This window comes from Cobetia sp. LC6 (genome assembly GCF_030264805.1).
Taxonomy (GTDB): domain Bacteria; phylum Pseudomonadota; class Gammaproteobacteria; order Pseudomonadales; family Halomonadaceae; genus Cobetia.
This window is the reverse complement of record NZ_JASSPL010000008.1, coordinates 131952-150852: the sequence shown is the minus strand read 5'-3', so window position 1 is coordinate 150852 and position 18901 is coordinate 131952. Positions and strand designations below refer to the sequence as shown.

Sequence of the window (18901 nt, the reverse complement as noted above, 5' to 3'; positions counted from 1 at the left end):
TTTACCTCCTCCCGCATTCTTTCCGTGATTGTGCTGAGACATCACCCTTCCAGTACCCGCAAGGGTATGCCCTGCTGGCAATGAAGCATGTCACCCACAGTACCTGCAATTGGTGACTGATGACCCTCTGCAAAGGTAGCGTGGCGGAGTATCTGGTGTTGCGTCAGTAGCCCATCATTTTCATGACAATACCGATCTCATATCTCGCAGAGTCCAAAGGCTCAAGGCCATGCACGAGCCAATCCGGAACCATGCGAAAAATCGCAACTTCATCTAATTTGGCATCATGTTAGCCGCTTATAACGACACTATTCTGCCGTATAAACGTCATCCATCATGTCGCACACATTTCATCAGCGCGCTGGCAATCCTGAGGTACATGCCAACGTTGCTATATCCGGTTTCGCGTCATGACGCTGCAACAAACATGCACTAAAACTAATTAAGTGCTAGCTTTGCCATCCCCATAGCATGAGAAAACCAACCCGCCTCATGACACGAGGAGACAGACAGGGAATGCAAGACACTCAGGACGTAGCCGTCATCCAGCAGTTCACCTCTTCTTTCACGCATCAGGCCCATCGCGAGACTGTGTCTTTCTTTGGTCGCAATCATCCGCTATTCCGCCAGGTGCTCACGCTACGCGAAGACCACCACAGCGCCTCGAAGGCCTACCTCCAAAAGCACCGTGACCACGATGATGTGATCGACAGCAACAGCCAGCATATCTGCCTGATGGATACCCAGCGCGACACCGTACTGGGCAGCATTCGTGTCACCCCCGGTAGTCTCGAGTCGCGCACACTCTTCGATGACAGCGATGCCGTGTCCATCCCCAAGGGCGCCATCTATGAATTCAGCCGGCTGGTGATGGCACCGGAGGCCAAGCGATTTTCCCACGGCAATCTACTGATGGCTGCTGCGGCACATCATGTCAGATCTGAAAAAGGCGCCGGCATTCTGGCCTTGTGCAAACGCGCCAACATGAAGATATTCAAGCGTTTCGGCCTGCTGCCGATCCACGATGCCACGCTCCGGACTGACAAGCACCTGGGAGATCTCTACATGGTGTACGCCAGCATGGAGACCATAATGCACACCGCGAAACAGCGATATTGCGCGCCCGAGCAAGCGCCACAGCCAGCGTACCTCTCACCAGACGCTACCCCGTTCTCGCCGGGCCCGGGCCTCGCAAGCCAAGCTCTCTGAACGTAGAACGCTCACCAGTACTGCATCGCAGCCAGCCTACGCGCTGACAGCATATCTGTATTGCGCGCACGACCCGGGGCCAAGCCACCTCCGCCTGATTTTCCATTCCCTCTTGCAGTCGCTGAGGCTTTGCACCATTATTGAATGATAATGATTATCATAATCATGACGATTCGCTAGAGAGACGGTAACCGGACACGGGAGGGCCTAATGGACGAATGGAAGCGTGAAACACAGGCAGGCAATGTATTGTTCGAACAGGGCGACTACGCCATGGCAGAGCAGCATTATCTCAACGCCTGCCATTTTGCCGACATCTTTCTGATGCCCTCAGCAGACCCGGATGGCGGCGTCGCGGCACTGGTCGTGAGCTATCAGAATCTGGCCGAGCTCTATCGCGCCCAGGGCCAACACCCGCAAGCGATGCGCGCCCTGCAGGCTGCCCATGCGCGCCTCTCCCATGCGCTTTCCGCCCCGGGTCTTTGCCATGCCCATCAACAAGCCTTGCTGCGCGGCAGCGGCCAGGTACGCATGGAGATCATGAATACCGTGCAATGGCTCGGCGTTAACAAGCGACGGACTCAACCGACAAAACCCGCGGAACACTCCACGACGCGGGTCTATCACTGACTCTCACCCTCACAGGAGATACGGCATGAAGAAAACCCTCACCACGAGCGGACTGCTGTTGCTGACCGCCGCCAATACGGCCCTGGCCCACCCGGGACATGACCACAGTGACTGGAGCAGCCCACTCGTTCACACCCTGTTCTATGGTGCCATCGCAGCCATCATCGGTACCGCGTTCTTCGTCATTCGTCAGTCGCGTCACAAGCGCCAGAACACTCAGCAAAAGGAGGATTGAGCATGATTCACGCCCTGCTTCGCGGCATTGACCGCCTGGTATCAGTCCCTGCAGCTTCCGCGCACTGTGATATTCCCTGCAAGATCTACGACCCGTCTGCTGCGCAGATCGCCGCGCTCAGCGTGATCCGCTTCATGGACCTCATCAATGAGCTGGGTCAGAAGGACAGCCTGACGCTGGCAGACCAGGCCCTGCTGGCGCGCCTGGTGGAGCAGAAGGAAAGCCACGCCGAGAAAGCCAAGCATGAGATTCGCATCATCTGGGGCGATTACATCAAGCAGCCGCAACGTGACGCCTATCCGGACATCGATGCACTGGTCCACAGCATCATGCTGGCCGGCTCTGCCTGCAAACAGGGCATCGAGCGCGACAAGGGCGAGAAACTGCTGACCCTCATCAATGAATTCGCTGTGGCATTCTGGGATACCAAGGGACTTCCCACCTTTACTGCGACCTGCCCGTATCCGCCATCTGAAAATGTCGTCTATCCGAAGCTGGACTGATTCAGCGACATGACGCGCCAAAGCACTGATGAAGCGTGAATTGATCAAGAGTGAACGGATGCCCTTCGGACTCTATCGCGTCAATGGCATCAGCATGTCTCCCGGCCTTGCGCCGGGAGATTATGTCGTGACGCTTAAACGCTGGAAATCGCGCTATCGCATCGGCGATATCGTAGTGGCACAGCACCCCCACTTCGGCCGTATCATCAAGCGCATCCGCGCGATACAATCAGACGGCATGCTCTGGCTGGAAGGCAGCCATCCTGACAGCACCTCGACTGAAAAGATGGGCTTGCTGTCAAATCACCTGATCAAGGGGCGAGTGATCCACACCTTCTCTCAAGACAATACGTGAGCCTTTCTTTCTCCTTGCCACGACTTCCCTTTGATATCCAATCTCTCCGCTAACCATCACACCTCCTTCATCAGCCTCAGCGCGTCGTAGATCGCCGCATGGGTATTGCGGGTCGCGACGGCGTCGCCGATGCGGTAGAGCTGGAATTTGCCGTCTGCTGTGCGTTGGGTGTGTTCCGGGCTCGGGCCATCTGCGGGTTGGGCGAGTCCCTCGATCAGGGCGTCGTAGTCCACTGCCCCGCCATTGCGTGAGTGAGGCTTGAGTTCGAAGTAGAGGTCTTCCATCGGGCGGGCGCCGTAGTTGACGACTACCTGATCGACGATTCGCTGATCCGTGTAGGCACCAGTGCCCTTGCCCTGCGCTACGGCATCATCCAGGTAATCACTGCCGATATGGGCGATGAGCTGACCCTCCTCACTGCGCGTGACACCGCCCAGGCGATAGGTCGGCGTGAAGGTGACGGCGAGACGTTGCAGGCTGCGCATGTAAGGCACCAGGTTCATGGCCATGATTTCCGGCGCGAAGGTGCGGTCTGGCGTCATCATCTCGAGCCTGGCCCCGCTGTTGGCGATCATCTCGGCGGCCTGAAGTGCGGCGTGATCTCCCGCGTCATCAAACAGCAGCACGTTGCGGCCAGGCGTGACATGGCCGGAGAGAATGTCCCAGCTGGAGACGACCAGCTCACTGCCGACCTGCGGTATGTCTTCCTCGGGATAGCCACCGGTGGCGACGATGACCACATCGGGCTGTTCCGCCAGCACATCCTCTGCTTCCGCGAAGACGTTGTAGCGAATCTGGACACCGAGCGCCTCGCAGCGACTGATTCGCCAATCGATGATACCGATCATCTCGCGACGCCGCTCGCTCTGCGCGGTGAGGCGAATCTGGCCACCGGGTTGATCGGCGGCTTCCAGCACTACTACCTGATGCCCACGTTCACCGGCGACACGTGCGGCCTCGAGCCCTGCCGGGCCCGCCCCGATGATCACGACCTTTCGGGTGACCTCGGCAGGCGTGATGTCATGCGGCTGCTCCAGCTCCCGCCCGGTCGCAGCGTTATGGATGCAGTAAGCGGAGCCGCCCTGATAGATGCGATCAAGACAATAATTGGCCCCGACACAGGGGCGAATATCCTCTTCCTTTCCGGCCAACAGCTTGCGCACGATGTGCGGGTCCGCCATGTGGGCACGCGTCATGCCGACCATGTCGACCTTGCCGGTGGCGATGGCGTGGCGCGCAGTGGCGATGTCCTGAATCTTGGCACCGTGGAAGGTCGGGAAATCCATCGCCTCACGAATCTGTCCAGCGAAGTCGAGATGCGGCGCACTGGCCATGCCCTGGATCGGGATGACATCGGTGAGCCCTGCATCGGTATCGATATGGCCGCGCACCACATTGAGAAAATCGACCTGACCGCTATCGCGCAGCAGACGCGAGACTTCCAGGCCATCACTGGCGTCCAGTCCGCCACGCAGGCACTCATCCCCGGTGTAGCGAACGCCGACGATGAACTCGTTGCCCACCCGTGCGCGAATGGCGCTCAACACTTCCATGGTGAAGCGCAGTCGATTCTCGAGACTGCCGCCATAGGGGCTCTCCAGGGTATTGGTGAGCGGCGACCAGAACTGGTCCATCAGATGGCCATAGGCCTGCAGCTCGATACCATCAAGACCCGCCGCCTGCATCCGTTCTGCGGCATCCGCATAATCATTGATGAGACGCGTGATATCCCAGTCCTCGACCCGCTTGGGAAAGGCGCGATGAGCCGCCTCGCGACGATGCGACGCCGACACGGCAGGTAGCCAGTCGGCCTTGTCCCAACGCGTACGCCGCCCCAGGTGGGTGAGCTGGATCATCACCGCGGTGCCGTGCTCATGGCAGGCATCGGTCAGCTCGCTCAGCCATGGCACCACCTCATCACGCCAGGCGAGAATATTGTTGAACACCGGCGGACTATCCCTGGCGACCGAGGCGGAGCCTGCTGTCATGGTCAAGGCGATACCGGCACGCGCACGCTCCTCGTGATAGGCGCGATAACGTGCCTTGGGCATGCCATCTTCGGGATAGGCGGGCTCGTGGGAGGTCATCATCAAGCGATTCTTGAGGGTGAGGTGCTTGAGCGTGAACGGTGTGAGCAGCGGATCCAGAGCCATGCGGCCTCCTGAACGTCAGGTCATGAGCCATCACAAACAGAGATGCCTTTGTCGTGTACACATGTGTACATGAGCTGACTATAGCCCTAGAATCCAGATCGTGCGTCGCTGGAAATGGCGTTCTAGTCCCGCTGGCGCAGACAGAATCGTCACTGTCGCAGACAGCATGCTCGAGACGCGCCACTCCCCCCGTGCTGGTGTCATGCTTGGGTCTTCGAGCCCCCGACGACAGCATCCCCCGCCTGTCAGCCCTTCAGGAGCCCGCCCATGACAGAGAGCACCGCCACACGACCCGAGAGTGCGAGCGCCAGGCCGGAGGGACGCGGCAAGGCCGAAGACTGGCTGGAAGCCGCCTATCAGCAACTGTTGCTCGGTGGCGTGGATTCGGTGCGCGTCCTGACATTGGCCAAGACGCTGGGGCTGTCACGCACCAGCTTCTACTGGAGCTTCAAGGACCGCGATGCCCTGCTCGCGGCCTTGCTCGCCCGATGGGATGCTCACAATACTGCTGGCTTGATCGGTCGCTGCGAGCAATACGCGGCCACGGTGGTGGAGGCCATGCTCAATGTCTTCGACTGCTGGCTGGATGAGTCGCTTTTCGACTCCCGCTTCGAGCTGGCGATCCGCAACTGGGGCTTGAAGAATGATGAGGTCGCCGCTGTCGTCGACCGCGCCGATCAGGCACGCCTACAGGCACTGACCACGATGCTGATGCGTCATGGCCAGCCTGGCCCCCAGGCTGATGTCCGAGCGCGCACCATTTACCTGACCCAGATCGGCTATCTGTCGATGCGCACTCAGGAAAGTGTCAGCGAGCGCATCAGTCGCGTCGCCGAGTACGTCGAGGTCTTCGTCGGCGAGCGCTGCGCCCCCCAGGAGGTGGCACGCTTCGCGGCGCGACATCCGGCCTGAAAAAACAAAGCCCTCACCGACGTCGGTCGGCAAGGGCTTGGCGCAGGACCGAACTCAGGGTTCAGCCTGGAGCAGAACGCGCTCAGAAGGCTTCCCACTCCTCCTCTTCGCGGCGCTGGAACCCGCGCGTGGCATTTGCCGGCGGCGGGAAAGCTGTCTGCTCGGCATCCGCCTTCGGCTGCGTGTTCATGTGCGACATGGACTGATGCGACAAGGGCTGGCGCGACATTGATGAATTTGCCATGTCCTGGGCGCCCGCCACCTTGAAGCCTGCCATCAGCTGCTCCAGTGCCTGAGCCTGAGCGCTCATGCTGCGCGCTGCGCCACTGACCTGATTGACCAGGGTGGTGTTCTGCTGCGTCATCGCATCCAGCTCGCTGACCGCGGTATTCACCTGGCCGACGCCGGCACTCTGCTCACGCGCGCCGGCACTGATCTCGGCGATCATGTCGTTGACACGCTCGACACTGGAGAGAATCTCGGCCATCGCCTGACTGGCGTCCTTCACCTGCGCCACGCCCTGCTGCGTGTGCGAGATCGACTCGTCGATCAGGCCGCGAATCTCGCGGGATGCATCGCTCGAGCGCGTCGCCAGGGTGCGCACTTCCTGCGCGACCACCGCGAAGCCACGCCCATGCTCACCGGCCCGCGCCGCTTCCACCGAAGCATTCAGCGCCAGGATGTTGGTCTGAAAGGCGATGCCGTCGATCAGGCTGATGATCTCGCTGATGCGCTCTGCGGAGCGGTTGATGTCTTCCATGCTCGCCTGCGCCTTGCGCATGTCGTCATTGCCGCGGCGCGCCTGCTCGGAGGTCGAATTGACCAGCTGGCTGGCCTGCTGGGCGGAATCGGCACTGTGTTGCACGGTGGTGGTGATCTCCTCCATCGAGGCCGAGGTTTCCTGCAGGCTGGAGGCGGACTGCTCGGTGCGTGCCGAAAGCTCCTCGTTGCCCTGGGCAATTTCACCGGCAGCCTGATTGACGGCGCCCGTGGTGCCCCGCACCTGACCGACCACACGACTCAGGTCCTCGCCGACGCTGTTCATGGCTGCGGTCAGCTTGCCGATCTCATCCTGACGCTGACTGGTGATGCGCCGGGACAGATCGCCCCGCGCCAGCGCCTGAGCCAGTGATACCAGCGCATCCAATGGGCGACTGATCAGGCGACGCTCAAGGAAATAGAGAATGCCGGCCACGACCAGCGCCAACAGCAGTGCCAGCCCGAAGACCTGATTGCGGACCTGCGTGATGCCCGCCGTCACTTCCTGCTTGTCGATCGTGGTCGCCACGATCCAGTTCCAGGCCGGATAGTGCTGGAAGCTGGTGATACGATCGCTGTCGTCACCCGCCAGGCGGTAATCGATCTGACCACTGTCGGCGGCAAAGAGTGGCGCGAAGGCCGATTCACCCTGCGCATTCTTGAAGTCCATCAGCGAGCGGCCCTGCCACTGCCCCGTCGTCAGCACCTTGCCCTGCTGCCCCGGTGCCGTGCTCGCCACCAGACTGAAGTCCTTCTCATGCAACTGGATATTGGTGATGGTGGCATACAGCTCATCGATCTGCTCGCCGACATCCACCCCGATGAACGAGGCCCCGATGAGGTTGTCATTGAAGTCGGTGATCGGGCGATAGCGCGTCATGTAGTGACGGCCCGCCAGATAGAGCATGCCGGTATAGGGCTGGCCGGCATTCAGCGCATCCTTGACCCCACCACTCAGCGTCAGCCCGAGCAGGCTTGAGCCATCTTCGGTCTTGAGGGTGGTGGCGATCCGCACGAAATCCTCACCATCGCGCACGAAGAAGCTGACCGGGGCACCAGTGCGATTGGCGAAGTCGGCCAGATAACCGGATTGATTGTTGAGCATGAAGCCGGCATTGAGCAGCGCCGGGGCATCGCGCTCGCCGATCGGCAGACGTCGGTCCTCGATCAGCGTGAAGTTGTCAGGAATGGTCGCCAGGAAGGCATTGAGCATGCGGGTCACGCTGGACTGCATGGTGGTGTCGAACAGCTCGATGGTGTTGGTGATCTGTTGCTGCTGCTGAGCGAGAGCGCGTTCTGTCTCGCCTTCCACCTGATGCATGCTGGCCGTCGAGAACACCAGGCCCAGCGCCGTGAAGGCTGCCATCATCAACAGCAATACCAGCAAGGCGAGCTTGCTGCCGACACTGGCGCGGGCCAGACGCTTTCTTGTTGTCATCACTACGCGATACCCCGATCCAAGAGAGAAGTATCACGTCTATCGGCCACCGGACGCAGAACTGTAGCGATCCTGCTGACGAGGGGTTGCTGAAGAGTTGGCACTGACAAGGGGGGGCTGGCCAGCGGGGCCTTGGGTTGCCGCTGATCAGTCCCCCCTCATTCATGCCTCACTCATCCCTTGCCCCACATCCATTGCGCCTCATCCATTGCATCTCATCCATTGCCCCTCAGCGTTTTGCCTGCCACCAGTCATCCAGCAGCTGGCGCTCGGAATCGGTCATCTGGGTCATGTTGGCCAGCGGCATGCTCTTGTCGACCACCGTGCGCTGATGGATACGCATGGCCTGACGCTGGATGTCATCCCAGCCATTGAAGGCCACGCCGGCCGCCGGAGCCGTCAAGCCGATCAAGTTCGGCGTGTCACTGTGACAGCCGGCGCAGCGTTGCTCGACGATATGGCTGACCTTGTCTCGCAGGGCCTGATTCTCCCCCGGGCCCTGGTTGACCGCAGCGCTGCTGGCCGTGACAGATGCTGAAGACGCTGTAGTCTGGGCGGTCGCAGGCGCCGTCTGTGAGCGCGGTGAGCAGAGCAGGATCACGCCGATCAACGCCAACACTGCCCCCACGGGCACCCACAGGCGCTTGACGCCCTTGTGATGATCCACCGTGGCGATGCGGATCAGACCGCCCATCACCAGCAACAGAAGGATGACGCCGAGGCGAGAGTCATTGGCATACAGCAGCGGGTAGTGGTTGCTGATCATCATCAGCACCACAGGCAGCGTGATGAAGGTGTTGTGTACCGAGCGCTGCTTTGCGCGCTGGCCGTGGACCGGGTCCGGCGATGCCCCACGCTGCGCAGCGGCCAGCAGCGCCTTCTGACCCGGGATGATCACATTGAAGACGTTGCCCGCCATGATGCTGCCCATCAGCGCGCCCATCACCAGAAAGGCGGCACGCCCCGCGAACAGTTCGGTCGCGACCCACGCCGCCAGCGTCAGCCACATACCGACCGCGACGAACAGCGCACCGGCATGGCGCTTGAAGGGGCTGCGGCACAGCGCCTCGTAGCCCAGCCAGCCGCCGACGAGCACGCCCAGAGCGCTGCACACGGCCAGGGTGCCGCTCATCTCGAACACGCGCGGGTCGATCAGGTAGGCGTGAGGCTGCAGCAGGTAGATCAGCGTGAACAGCCCCATCCCGGACAGCCAGGTGACGTAGGCTTCCCACTTGAACCAGTGGATCTCGCTGGGCAGCCGTTCGCTGACCCCATCATGGCGAAACAGATGATAGAGGCCGCCACCGTGTACCGCCCACAGCTCACCGCCGGGGCGGCCATCGACCGCATGAGTAGCGGGCTTGCGCCGATTGTCGAGCCAGATGAAGAAGAACGATGCGCCGATCCAGGCGATCCCCGCCATGACATGCAGCCAGCGGGTCAGCAGCATCGCCCAATCGAGAAGATATGCGCTCATGCCGGCTCCTTAGCTGCCGCGGTAGACACTGTAGGCCCACGGGGTGACCAGCAGCGGAATGTGATAATGGCCGTTGGCCTCCAGCGTGAACTCGACCGGCACCCGGCCGAGCATGCCCTTGCCCACCGCGCGGCTGGCAAAGTAATCCCCGACCTGAAACGTCAGACGATAGACGCCGGAGAGATCAGCGGAAGCGTCGCTTTCCTCAAGCAGCGGTGCATCGAGGCGCCCATCGGCATTGGTGGTGACCTGCGCGATCTCGTGGAAGTGACCCTGCGCATCCTGGTGCTCCAGGGTGATATGCACACCGCTGGCAGCGATGCCTTCGGCCTGGTTGAGCACATGCGTCGTCAGTCTGGGCATGGCGATTTCCTGTTCTTGTGTGGGTGTGGCGGGTACGGCTGGGCCCTGTACGACGGGGGCCTGTACAAATGAAGCCCTGCGAAAGACGGCCGTGTTTCGGTTTTCTGGCTTGCCCTGTTCTGACCTGCCGTCAGCGGTTGGTGGTATTGCACCCGATGAGTGCATTGCTGCATTCTGACCGATCGGTCAAGGTGCAAGCCGTATCTCCCCATCGCAGGCGCCGCTCGGCGCCGCCAGGCAAGTCGGAGGCGATACAGCCTTGTCGTCCACCCGCTGGCATGGCGATGCAGCGTGTGACCGAGCGTTGGTCAGGCGCGTTGCCAGCGACGGCATGTGCCTTGCAAGCTGATGATTCCGTGAGCTTTTCAAACCTATCCCCCTCTCTGGAGCAAGGCGCATGCCAATCGAGACCCCGATGCACTATCTGGTGATGCTGGACACGCTCAACGCCCTGCCACCCGAGGCGCTGGCACGACGCTTGAGTGGTCTCTATGAGCACTCGGACTGGGTGGTGGAACGCGCCGCGGCAGAGCGCCCGTTCGCGAGCATGGAAGTCCTGCTGACGGCGTGTGCCAACGCAGTACGCCAGGCCAGTGATGCCGAGCGTCACCAATTGATTCTGGCCCATCCAGAGCTGGCTGCCGGCAAGCTGGAGGCCCTGACGCCCGCCTCGCAGGGTGAGCAGCGAGGCGCAGGGCTCGATCAGCTCGATGACGCCACACGTGAACGATTCCTGACGGCCAATGCCGACTATCAGGCGCGTCATGGCATTCCATTCATCATCTGCGTCAAGGGCCACAGCGCCTCAAGCATTCTCGAGGAACTGGAGCGCCGCCTGCCGCAATCCACCGAGGCGGAATATCAGGAAGCATTGGCCCAGATAAATGCGATCGCCGCAGTGCGCCTGCCGGGCCTGCTCGAGGCCAGTTGACGACCAGCACCGTTGCGGCCGCCGAGGCGCTCTGTCCCAAGCGCTCTGTCTCACACGTGCCTGGCGGCCACGGCCTCGATGCTGGCGATCAGTGCCGCCAGGGCCTTGGCGACATCGTCTTCGGACACCGCCTCCAGCGGGTGGTGGCTGATACCGCGCTCACAGCGCACGAACAGCATGCCCACCGGGCACAGATGGCTGATCGCCATGGCGTCATGTCCGGCGCCACTCGGTAGCCGGAATGGCACCTGACCGGTGACGGCGATGCCGGCATCGACGGCCTGCATCAATCCCTCGTCACAGGCCATGGCGTCGGCCGCATGCGTCTGCTCGCAGTGGAAGGTGAGGCCCCGTCGCGCCGCGATTCGGTGCGCCTCGTTCAAGAGTTCATCCAGCGCTCGGTCCCGCTGCGCATCGTCCAGCGCGCGGATATCCAGACTCAGCGCTGCCCCCCCGGGGATGACATTCACCGCCCCGGGATGCAGCTCGCAACAGCCCACGGTCGCGACCAGCGAGTGGTCCGCCATGTCAGCGCGCTTGCCCGCCTGGACATCACGCGCCAGGGCTTCCACCGCCAGTGTCCACTCCGCCGCCGCACACAGCGCATCCTGACGCAGCGCCATCGGCGTGGTGCCGGCATGCCCCGCCTGACCAACGAAGTTGACCGCGAAGCGTCGCGCACCAGCGATTCCCGTCACGGTGCCCAGTGCCAGATTCTCGGCTTCCAGCACCGGGCCCTGCTCGATGTGGACTTCCAGATAGCCCAGCGGCGGATTCGCCTGCAGGCTGGCCCCGGCGGCCACCTGCCCGGAAAGCCCGAAGCGTTCGAGCGCGTCGCCAAGCGTGATGCCGTCCTCATCCTCTATCCGCTCCCAGTCCGACTGCCAGCGTCCGGCGATAGCATGGCTGCCGAGCAGGGTCGCACCGAAGCGGGTACCCTCTTCATCACCGAAACCGACCACTTCCAGCGCGAAGGGCAAGCTCTGCTCGCCCGCATCGGCACGCTGCCTGAAATGCGTCAAGGCGGCCACCCCGAGCAGGACACCAAGAATGCCGTCGTAACGGCCGGCGTCCGGCACGCTATCCAGATGCGAGCCGATCACCAGTCGCGGCACGCCGGCTTCGCTGCCAGCGTCAGCGGTGAGAGCAGAAGGACACCAGCGGCCCCAGAGATTGCCGGCGCCATCCTGCCAGCTGCGCAGACCGGCGGTCTTGAGCCAGCCAGCCGTGGTGGCGTTGGCGGCGGCGTGTTCCGGCGTCAGATAGCGGCGGTCGATCCCGCTGTCACTGCGTGAGATCGCCGCCAGGGTGTTGCAGGCGGCCAACACATCGGCGGCCGTTTCCAGCGGCGCGATGGCATCTGCCCTCATGGATCCTGCATCGTTCATGGCTGGCCTCCCGCGCTGGGATTGACATGACCATTGGCCGCCTGACCCTGATGCTCCTGATAGAAGTCCAGCGCGGCGCCGACGCCACCGCCGGGCAGAGTCTTGACGCCACCACGGCGCAGGGTCTGCTCCAGCGCCGCCAGCGTGGTCAGCACGGTATCGCGACGCGCGTTGTAGCCCATCACGCCAAGACGCCAGACCTTGCCGTGCAGCGGGCCGAAACTGGTGCCGATCTCGATGCCGAAGTCCTCCAGCATGCTGCGGCGCAGGCCATCGCCATCCAGGCCGTCGGGAATCATCACCGCGCTGACGTTGTTCATGCGGTGGGCCTGGTCGCCGAACAGCGCAAGCCCCAGCCCCTTCAAGCCCTCGACCATCGCCTGGCCATGCAACGCATGGCGCGCAATGGCGTTGTCCATGCCCTCATTGACCAGCAGGCGCGCACACTCACGTGCGCCATACAGCATGCTGGTGGCTTCGGTGTGGTGATTGAGGCGCAGCTCACCCCAGTAATCGAGCACCATGGAGAGATCGAAATAGTTGGAGCGAATGCGTGCGCCCGGCTCCGCCAGCCGGTCCGCCCCGCTGCTGATGCCGGCCTCGACATGGCGACGCGAATGCACCACCTCCACCGCACGCGGCGACAACGTCAACGGCGAACTGCCTGACGGACCGGCGAGGCATTTCTGCAAGCCGGCGGTGACGGCGTCCAGCCCCCAATCGTCCGTCTTGAGCGGATTGCCCGCCAGCGAGGCCGTGGCATCGCTGTAGAACAGCACGCCTTCGCGGCGACAGATGGCGCCGATCTCCTCGAGGGGTTGGCACATGGTGGTCGAGGTATCGCCCTGCACCAGAGCCAGCACGCTGGGTTTGACCTCGCGAATGGCGGCTTCGATCTGCTCCGGGCGGAACACTTGCCCCCACTCGCATTCCAGCGTATGCACCTCGGCACCGCAGCGCTCGGCGATCTCGCGCAGCAGATGACCGAAGCGGCCGAAGATCGGCACCAGCACACGCTCCCCTGGCTGGATCAACGAGACCAGCACCGCCTCGATACCGGCACGCGAGGTGCCATCGATCAACAGGGTGGCATCATTGGTGGTCTCGAAGACGCCGCGATAGAGCTGCATCGTCTCGTTCATGTAGTGCGTCATCGCCGGGTCGTACTGGCCGATCAAGGGAGCGGAAAGCGCTCGCAATACACGCGGGTCCGCATTGATCGGACCGGGGCCCATCAGCAGGCGTTGGGGAGGATGAATCTGGTCAAAGGTCGAGCTCACGGTCGCTCCTCGTGCAGCAGGGCATGGAATGCGGAAAGACTCGCCAACTCGCCGAGCCTCATGCCCAGACTACTGCAACAAGTGCGCCAGAATTTCAGAAATGAAACAAATGTTGAATTGCCGGTGTATTTGACGGGCGCCCCCTCCCTGTCATGGCGTGGGCATCGAGGGGCAAAAGGCAACCAGGCAACCTGATAACCGAGTGACAGAAAGGCACCTCGGCAAAAGACGGCATGGCTCCAAGATAACGCTATAATCTTGCTGACCACACTGCCCAGTATCGCTCTGACAGTGCATGCCTTGCCTGCCAGGCACCATGACGGGGCATGAATGAGATGAATCGTCGCTTTCATTATCTGTTTCATGCGCCGGCCCACTGCCCGAGGCTGAACTCGCCACATGAGTCTGTTATACAAGGAGACATCGGATGAGTGAGGGTTGCCTCATCCGACCTGATCATCGCTGCCGGAGAGCTACATGACGCTGGAACAACGCCTGGAACGAGCAACGGAACTGGCCAGACAGGCTGGTGAACGCATGGTGCAAGCGCGCGAGGAACAGGGTTTCGCGCACCATTACAAGAAAGGCGATGAGCTGGTCACCGACATCGACGTGGCGATCGATACCTTCCTGGCGGAAGCGCTCGAAGCCGAATTTCCCGAGGATGCGCGCCTTACCGAAGAGCTGTCGCCCGAGCGGGACGTGATCGGTACCAAGGGTGGCCTGTGGGTGATCGACCCCATCGACGGTACCGTCAATTTTGCCCATGGCCTGCGCCATGTCGCCGTGTCCATCGCCTGGTGCGAGCGCGGCAAGATCCAGATGGGGGTCGTGCATGCGCCCTTCCTTGGCGAGACCTTCACCGCCATCCGCGGCAAGGGGGCCTGGCTCAACGGCGAGAGCATTTCAGTCAGTGAGACCGATGAAATGAGCCGCGCACTGGTCGCGACCGGCTTCCCCTACAACCGTGACAGCCGTCCGCCGCTGCTCAAGCGCCTCTCGGCCATGCTGCTGGTCTGCCAGGACGTGCGCCGCAACGGCAGTGCCGCGCTGGATCTCTGTGATGTGGCGTGTGGACGCCTGGATGCCTATTACGAAAGCGTCTCCCCCTGGGACTTTGCGGCGGGCCTTCTGATCGCGCGTGAAGCCGGCGCACGCACGGGGCACCTGTATCGCTGTCCGGACGGCATTCCCGATGAGCTTTATGGCGAGAATATCGTGGTGGCCTCACCAGCCTTGCATGCTCCGCTCAAGCGTCTGTTGGAAGAGGCCGATGCCAGTTCAGGGCTGCCGGGGCTGTAGCGAAGTGCTTCGTCAAAGACTGTAGTGACGCGACTGTGATGACATGACTTTCATGACGTGACTTTAATGACAGACTGCCGCTGCAATACGCAAGAGCCCCGCCAATTGGCGGGGCTCTGTGTTTCTGGCTGGCTGACACTCGGCATCAATCGCCCAAGTTACCGCCCTTCTTCTTGCCCTTGGCGGCCGACTTGCTGGAGGCCTTGCGGGAGTCTTTACTGGCGGAAGGCTTGCTCGCCGGTTTCTTGTCAGCGCCGCCCGCTTTCTTGCTGGCCGCCTCCCCTTTGGCGCTGGCCTTGCCGGTGGCAGCACCTTGAGGCGCGGTGGCGGTTGATTCAGCCTCAGCAGCCTTGGCGGCGGCTGGCGACACCGTCGGCTCCTTGAGCAGGCTCAGGCGTTGGCCGATTTCCTGCCACAGGCTGCGATAGCTGACCGCCGGTGAGCTGTTGCGCGAGAAAGTCCCGATGGGTTTGCGCTCGATTCCCATACGCTCGACCACGCTGGAATACGGGATATAGCCACTGAGTTGCAACGGATAATCCTGCTTGAGCGATTCCATCACACCCTTGTGCAATGTCTTGCGGCGATCCACCAGAGTGAAGAACGGCCAGACAGGCACATCGAGATCGATCTCGGCCAGATAGGCGTTCAGTTGCTCCAGGGTACGCAACGACAGGACCGTGGGAATGAGCGGCACCAGCAGGGTATCGGCAGAGGCGAAGACCTGCTCGGAAAGACTGGAAATGCTCGGCGGACAATCGAGGATGACAAGGTCGTAGTCATCGCGAACCGGCTTTAGGACCTTGCGCAGTCGGGTTCGCTTCTCTTCCTCGAGAATGTGGTCGAGATTGCGGTAGGAAAATTCCGCCGGCAGGACATCCAGGTTCTGATAATCCGTGGAACGAATGACGCGGGACATGTCCTGCTTGCCGCTGATCAGTTTTTCGACCCCACCCTTCAGCTTGGGCTTGGTACGCACATAAAAGGTCGCAGCGGCCTGCGGATCAAGATCCCACAGCAACACACGCAGGCCACTGTTGGCGGCACAATGCGCCAGATTGATGGCAGAAGCAGTCTTGCCCACGCCCCCTTTGATGCTGTACACCGCAGCGATTTTCATGGCTCCCTCCCGTCATTCCAGTTTGTGCAACGTTAGCACAATCCAGTGCCATGTCCCTGACTGACCACGGCGAAACGGGAGAAAATGATATGACCGTTTTATGTCAGACAGGCTCTCGCTCATCGACCAGGCCGCGCTTGAGCAACTGGTTCGTGAGGCGGTTGAGCAACAATCCGTACATCGGCAGGAACAGCAAGATCGAGATGGCCAACTTGATCGCGTAATCCACCCAGGCGATCTCGATCCAGTGAGCCGCCATGAAAGCATCAGGCCCATTGCGGAACGCTACCGAGAAGAAGGCAAAGGTGTCAGCGAGATTGCCGAACAATGTCGACGCCAACGGTGCGATCCACCAGTGGGCATTGCGGCGCAGTCGATCGAACACCTGAATGTCGAGCAATTGACCGATCACGTAGGCAATGAAGCTTGCCAGCGCGATACGGGCCACGAACAGGTTGAAGTCCGCCAATGCCTCTACCCCGGCAAAGCTGCCCGCCTGGAACATCACCGACACCATATAGCTGACCAACAGCGCCGGCAGCATGACCACCGCAATGATGCGCCGCGCCTGATACTTGCCGAATAGACGCACCGTCAGATCCGTTGCCAGGAAGATGAACGGGAAACTGAAGGCGCCCCAGGTGGTATGGAAGCCGAACAGGGTCATCGGCAACTGCACCAGGTAATTGCTGGCGGTGATGATGAGGATGTGAAACAGGGACAGTGCGACGAGTGCGCGCTGCGTCTGGGCTGACGAGAGGAGTAGCATTGCAGGTCCTTTTTGGATCAAAGCCGTCGTCCAGGGGTGAGGGAACCCTGTCACGAGCGTGTTGATGTTTGCGTCGACGATGCTGACATCAGTAGCCATGGCCTGAAATCGGCCTGACGCCATGTCGTAGCGATCGAGCGCCGCAGTCATGGCGCAACCGGCATGCTTCACTGACAGTCGCAGCAAGGCTTGCACATCGCCAGAACACAAAATGGCCGCGCATCGTATCACGATGCGCGGCCATTGACAGGTACCTGCGGGGAAAATCTGGCCAGATGGTCAGGCCATCAGTCTCCCTAGGCGGCCCTTATGCTGCAAAGACAGTGTTGCAATGACATCCATGCAATGAAAGCGAGTGCCAGAGTCACTTCTTCCAGATGCTGGCATCGACCTTGCCCTTGAGCTCCGGGAACTGCTCCGGATCAAAGGTCGGCTCCTTGCCGGCCTTATGCTGACGGTCGTAATCCTTGAAGATACGGAAGGCCAGCGGCGACAGCAGCAGGATGGCGATCAGGTTGATCAAGGCCATCGCGCCCATCGACAGATCAGCGAAGTTCCAGATGTTCTTCAGGCTGGCGACAGCACCGAGCATGACCATGCCGAGGACGGCGAAGCGGTAGACCATGATGACGGCCTTGGCGTTCTTCTTGCCGGAGATGTACTCGATGTTGGACTCGCCATAGGAGTAGTTCGCCACCAGGGAGGTGAAGGCGAACAGCAGAATGGCGATCGCCACGAAGCCGCCACCCCAGCTACCGACCTGTGAGGACAGTGCCGCCTGGGTGATCTGGATGCCATCATTGCCGCCATCGTTGCCCAGGGTGCCACTCATGATGATGATGGCCGCGGTCGCGGTGCAGATGACCAGGGTGTCGATGAACACGCCGAGCATCTGGACGAAGCCCTGGGAGGCCGGGTGCTTGGTGGTCGCCATCGCGGCGGCGTTCGGAGCGGAACCCATGCCTGCTTCGTTGGAGAACAGGCCCCGCTTGATGCCATTCATCATCGCCTGGGCGATGGTGTAACCCAGCGCGCCACCTGCGGCCTGCTCAAGACCGAAGGCACTACGGAAGATGGTGCCCAGCGCAGCCGGCAGCTCGGTGATGTTGATGGCCACGACGAAGATGGCCAGCAGCAGATAGAGCAGTGCCATGATCGGCACGATCAGCTCAGCGGTACGCGTGATGCGCTTCATGCCACCGAAGATGATCGGCACCATGACCACGACCAGCACCACGCCCATGATCCACGGCGGCACGCTGAAGGCCTGCTCCATGGCAAGCGCAATGGAGTTGGACTGCACGGAGTTGAAGGCCAGACCGAAGGCGATGATCAGACACACGGAGAACAGGATGGCCATCCAGCGCTGACCGAGGCCCTTCTCGATGTAATAGGCCGGGCCACCACGGAAGGTGTTGTCTTCATGCGAGACCTTGTAGGCCTGCGCCAGGGTGGACTCGATGAAGCTGGTGGACATGCCGACCAGCGCCGTCATCCACATCCAGAAGATGGCGCCCGGGCCACCCAGTGAAATCGCCACGGCGACACCGGCGAGGTTACCGGTACCGACGCGCGCCGCCAGAGAAGTGGCCAACGCCTGGAAGGAAGAGATGCCGCCTTCACTGCCCTGACGAGATGTGGCAAGCAGCTTCCACATGTGCCCGAAATAACGGAACTGGATACCCTTGGTCATGACCGTGAAGAAGAGACCCGCTCCGATGAGCAGGTAAATCAATACACTGCCCCACAGCAGGCCATTGCCTGCATCGATCAACGCCAGGATCGGCGCTGGAATGATGGACGTTGTTTCCGACATGTCGGTCTCGCTTTGGCGGGTTTTTGGTCTTGTCGACGCTGACAGAGCAACGGAAAGCCCATGACTTTCCTGCGACTGACAGCGAGCAACCACTACGATCAGGTTGCTCGACATGCTTTGGTGAGCGCCATTCTTCATATCCCACGGGGATAAGCAAGAAGAGCCCACTGTAAAGCGGTCTTCTACGCCCGAATTCTAGGGGAAAAATAGCGCAATGGCGGTGTTTTTCACTGCGATCTAGACTTTAGATGAACACGGGAA

17 protein-coding genes are annotated in these 18901 nt (G+C 61.3%); 8 read left to right on the top strand and 9 right to left on the bottom strand.

Translation table 11 applies throughout. The features are described 5' to 3' along the window. Nucleotides 1–516: 516 nt before the first annotated feature. The 5 genes from QQF40_RS11230 (at nt 517) to sodX (ending at nt 2932) form a co-directional block, all read left to right on the top strand. Nucleotides 517–1209, top strand: coding sequence for a hypothetical protein (locus tag QQF40_RS11230; protein WP_285461377.1), 693 nt, complete (start codon nt 517–519; stop codon nt 1207–1209). A gap of 210 nt (nt 1210–1419) precedes the next feature. After that, entirely contained in the window at nt 1420–1839 is a 420-nt protein-coding gene (locus QQF40_RS11225) for a DUF2753 family protein (RefSeq protein WP_285461376.1), read from the top strand. Between the two features lie 25 nt (nt 1840–1864). After that, nucleotides 1865–2074, top strand: coding sequence for a hypothetical protein (locus QQF40_RS11220; RefSeq protein WP_285461375.1), 210 nt, complete (start codon nt 1865–1867; stop codon nt 2072–2074). A 2-nt stretch (nt 2075–2076) separates the two neighbouring features. Continuing rightward, nucleotides 2077–2577: a superoxide dismutase, Ni gene (gene sodN / locus QQF40_RS11215; protein WP_285461374.1), complete on the top strand. Its 501-nt coding sequence runs from the start codon at nt 2077–2079 to the stop codon at nt 2575–2577. A gap of 58 nt (nt 2578–2635) precedes the next feature. After that, nucleotides 2636–2932, top strand: a complete 297-nt coding sequence (sodX, locus tag QQF40_RS11210) for a nickel-type superoxide dismutase maturation protease (RefSeq protein ID WP_285461373.1) — start codon at nt 2636–2638, stop codon at nt 2930–2932. Between the two features lie 56 nt (nt 2933–2988). On the opposite strand, the gene QQF40_RS11205 is transcribed toward sodX, so the two are convergent. Further along, complete coding sequence (locus QQF40_RS11205) at nt 2989–5085, bottom strand: NADH:flavin oxidoreductase (RefSeq protein ID WP_285461372.1); 2097 nt, start codon at nt 5083–5085, stop codon at nt 2989–2991. Nucleotides 5086–5352: 267 nt separating this feature from the next. On the opposite strand from QQF40_RS11205, the gene QQF40_RS11200 reads away from it, so the two are divergent. After that, complete coding sequence (locus tag QQF40_RS11200; protein WP_285461370.1) at nt 5353–5997, top strand: TetR/AcrR family transcriptional regulator; 645 nt, start codon at nt 5353–5355, stop codon at nt 5995–5997. Nucleotides 5998–6079: 82 nt separating this feature from the next. Here QQF40_RS11200 and QQF40_RS11195 read toward each other — a convergent pair whose 3' ends face one another. From QQF40_RS11195 to uraH, 3 genes are all read right to left on the bottom strand, one after another. Continuing rightward, entirely contained in the window at nt 6080–8194 is a 2115-nt protein-coding gene (locus tag QQF40_RS11195; RefSeq protein ID WP_285461369.1) for a methyl-accepting chemotaxis protein, read from the bottom strand. 229 nt (nt 8195–8423) lie between these two features. Next, entirely contained in the window at nt 8424–9671 is a 1248-nt protein-coding gene (locus tag QQF40_RS11190; RefSeq protein WP_285461368.1) for a urate hydroxylase PuuD, read from the bottom strand. Between the two features lie 9 nt (nt 9672–9680). Further along, a complete protein-coding gene (gene uraH / locus QQF40_RS11185) occupies nt 9681–10034 on the bottom strand; it encodes a hydroxyisourate hydrolase (protein WP_175088698.1) in 354 nt (117 codons plus the stop codon). Between the two features lie 397 nt (nt 10035–10431). Between uraH and uraD the strand changes: the two genes are divergently transcribed. Further along, nucleotides 10432–10965 carry a 2-oxo-4-hydroxy-4-carboxy-5-ureidoimidazoline decarboxylase gene (gene uraD, locus QQF40_RS11180; RefSeq protein ID WP_175088697.1) on the top strand — a complete coding sequence of 178 codons (534 nt, stop codon included), beginning with the start codon at nt 10432–10434 and terminating at the stop codon, nt 10963–10965. A 50-nt stretch (nt 10966–11015) separates the two neighbouring features. Here the strand turns inward: uraD and QQF40_RS11175 are convergent, their stop codons facing one another. After that, nucleotides 11016–12353, bottom strand: a complete 1338-nt coding sequence (locus QQF40_RS11175) for an allantoate amidohydrolase (protein WP_285461367.1) — start codon at nt 12351–12353, stop codon at nt 11016–11018. After that, nucleotides 12350–13633, bottom strand: a complete 1284-nt coding sequence (locus QQF40_RS11170; RefSeq protein ID WP_285461366.1) for a pyridoxal-phosphate-dependent aminotransferase family protein — start codon at nt 13631–13633, stop codon at nt 12350–12352. Before QQF40_RS11170 ends, QQF40_RS11175 begins: the two co-directional genes overlap by 4 nt. A 477-nt stretch (nt 13634–14110) precedes the next feature. On the opposite strand from QQF40_RS11170, the gene QQF40_RS11165 reads away from it, so the two are divergent. After that, nucleotides 14111–14935: an inositol monophosphatase family protein gene (locus QQF40_RS11165; RefSeq protein WP_043332713.1), complete on the top strand. Its 825-nt coding sequence runs from the start codon at nt 14111–14113 to the stop codon at nt 14933–14935. Nucleotides 14936–15080: 145 nt separating this feature from the next. Here the strand turns inward: QQF40_RS11165 and QQF40_RS11160 are convergent, their stop codons facing one another. The 3 genes from QQF40_RS11160 to QQF40_RS11150 form a co-directional block, all read right to left on the bottom strand. Then, nucleotides 15081–16055: an AAA family ATPase gene (locus QQF40_RS11160; RefSeq protein ID WP_175088695.1), complete on the bottom strand. Its 975-nt coding sequence runs from the start codon at nt 16053–16055 to the stop codon at nt 15081–15083. A 103-nt stretch (nt 16056–16158) separates the two neighbouring features. Continuing rightward, on the bottom strand, nt 16159–16824 hold the full coding sequence (locus tag QQF40_RS11155) for a 7-cyano-7-deazaguanine/7-aminomethyl-7-deazaguanine transporter (protein ID WP_175088846.1): 666 nt from the start codon (nt 16822–16824) through the stop codon (nt 16159–16161). A gap of 364 nt (nt 16825–17188) precedes the next feature. After that, nucleotides 17189–18640: an alanine/glycine:cation symporter family protein gene (locus QQF40_RS11150; protein ID WP_175088694.1), complete on the bottom strand. Its 1452-nt coding sequence runs from the start codon at nt 18638–18640 to the stop codon at nt 17189–17191. Between the last annotated feature and the right edge of the window lie 261 nt (nt 18641–18901).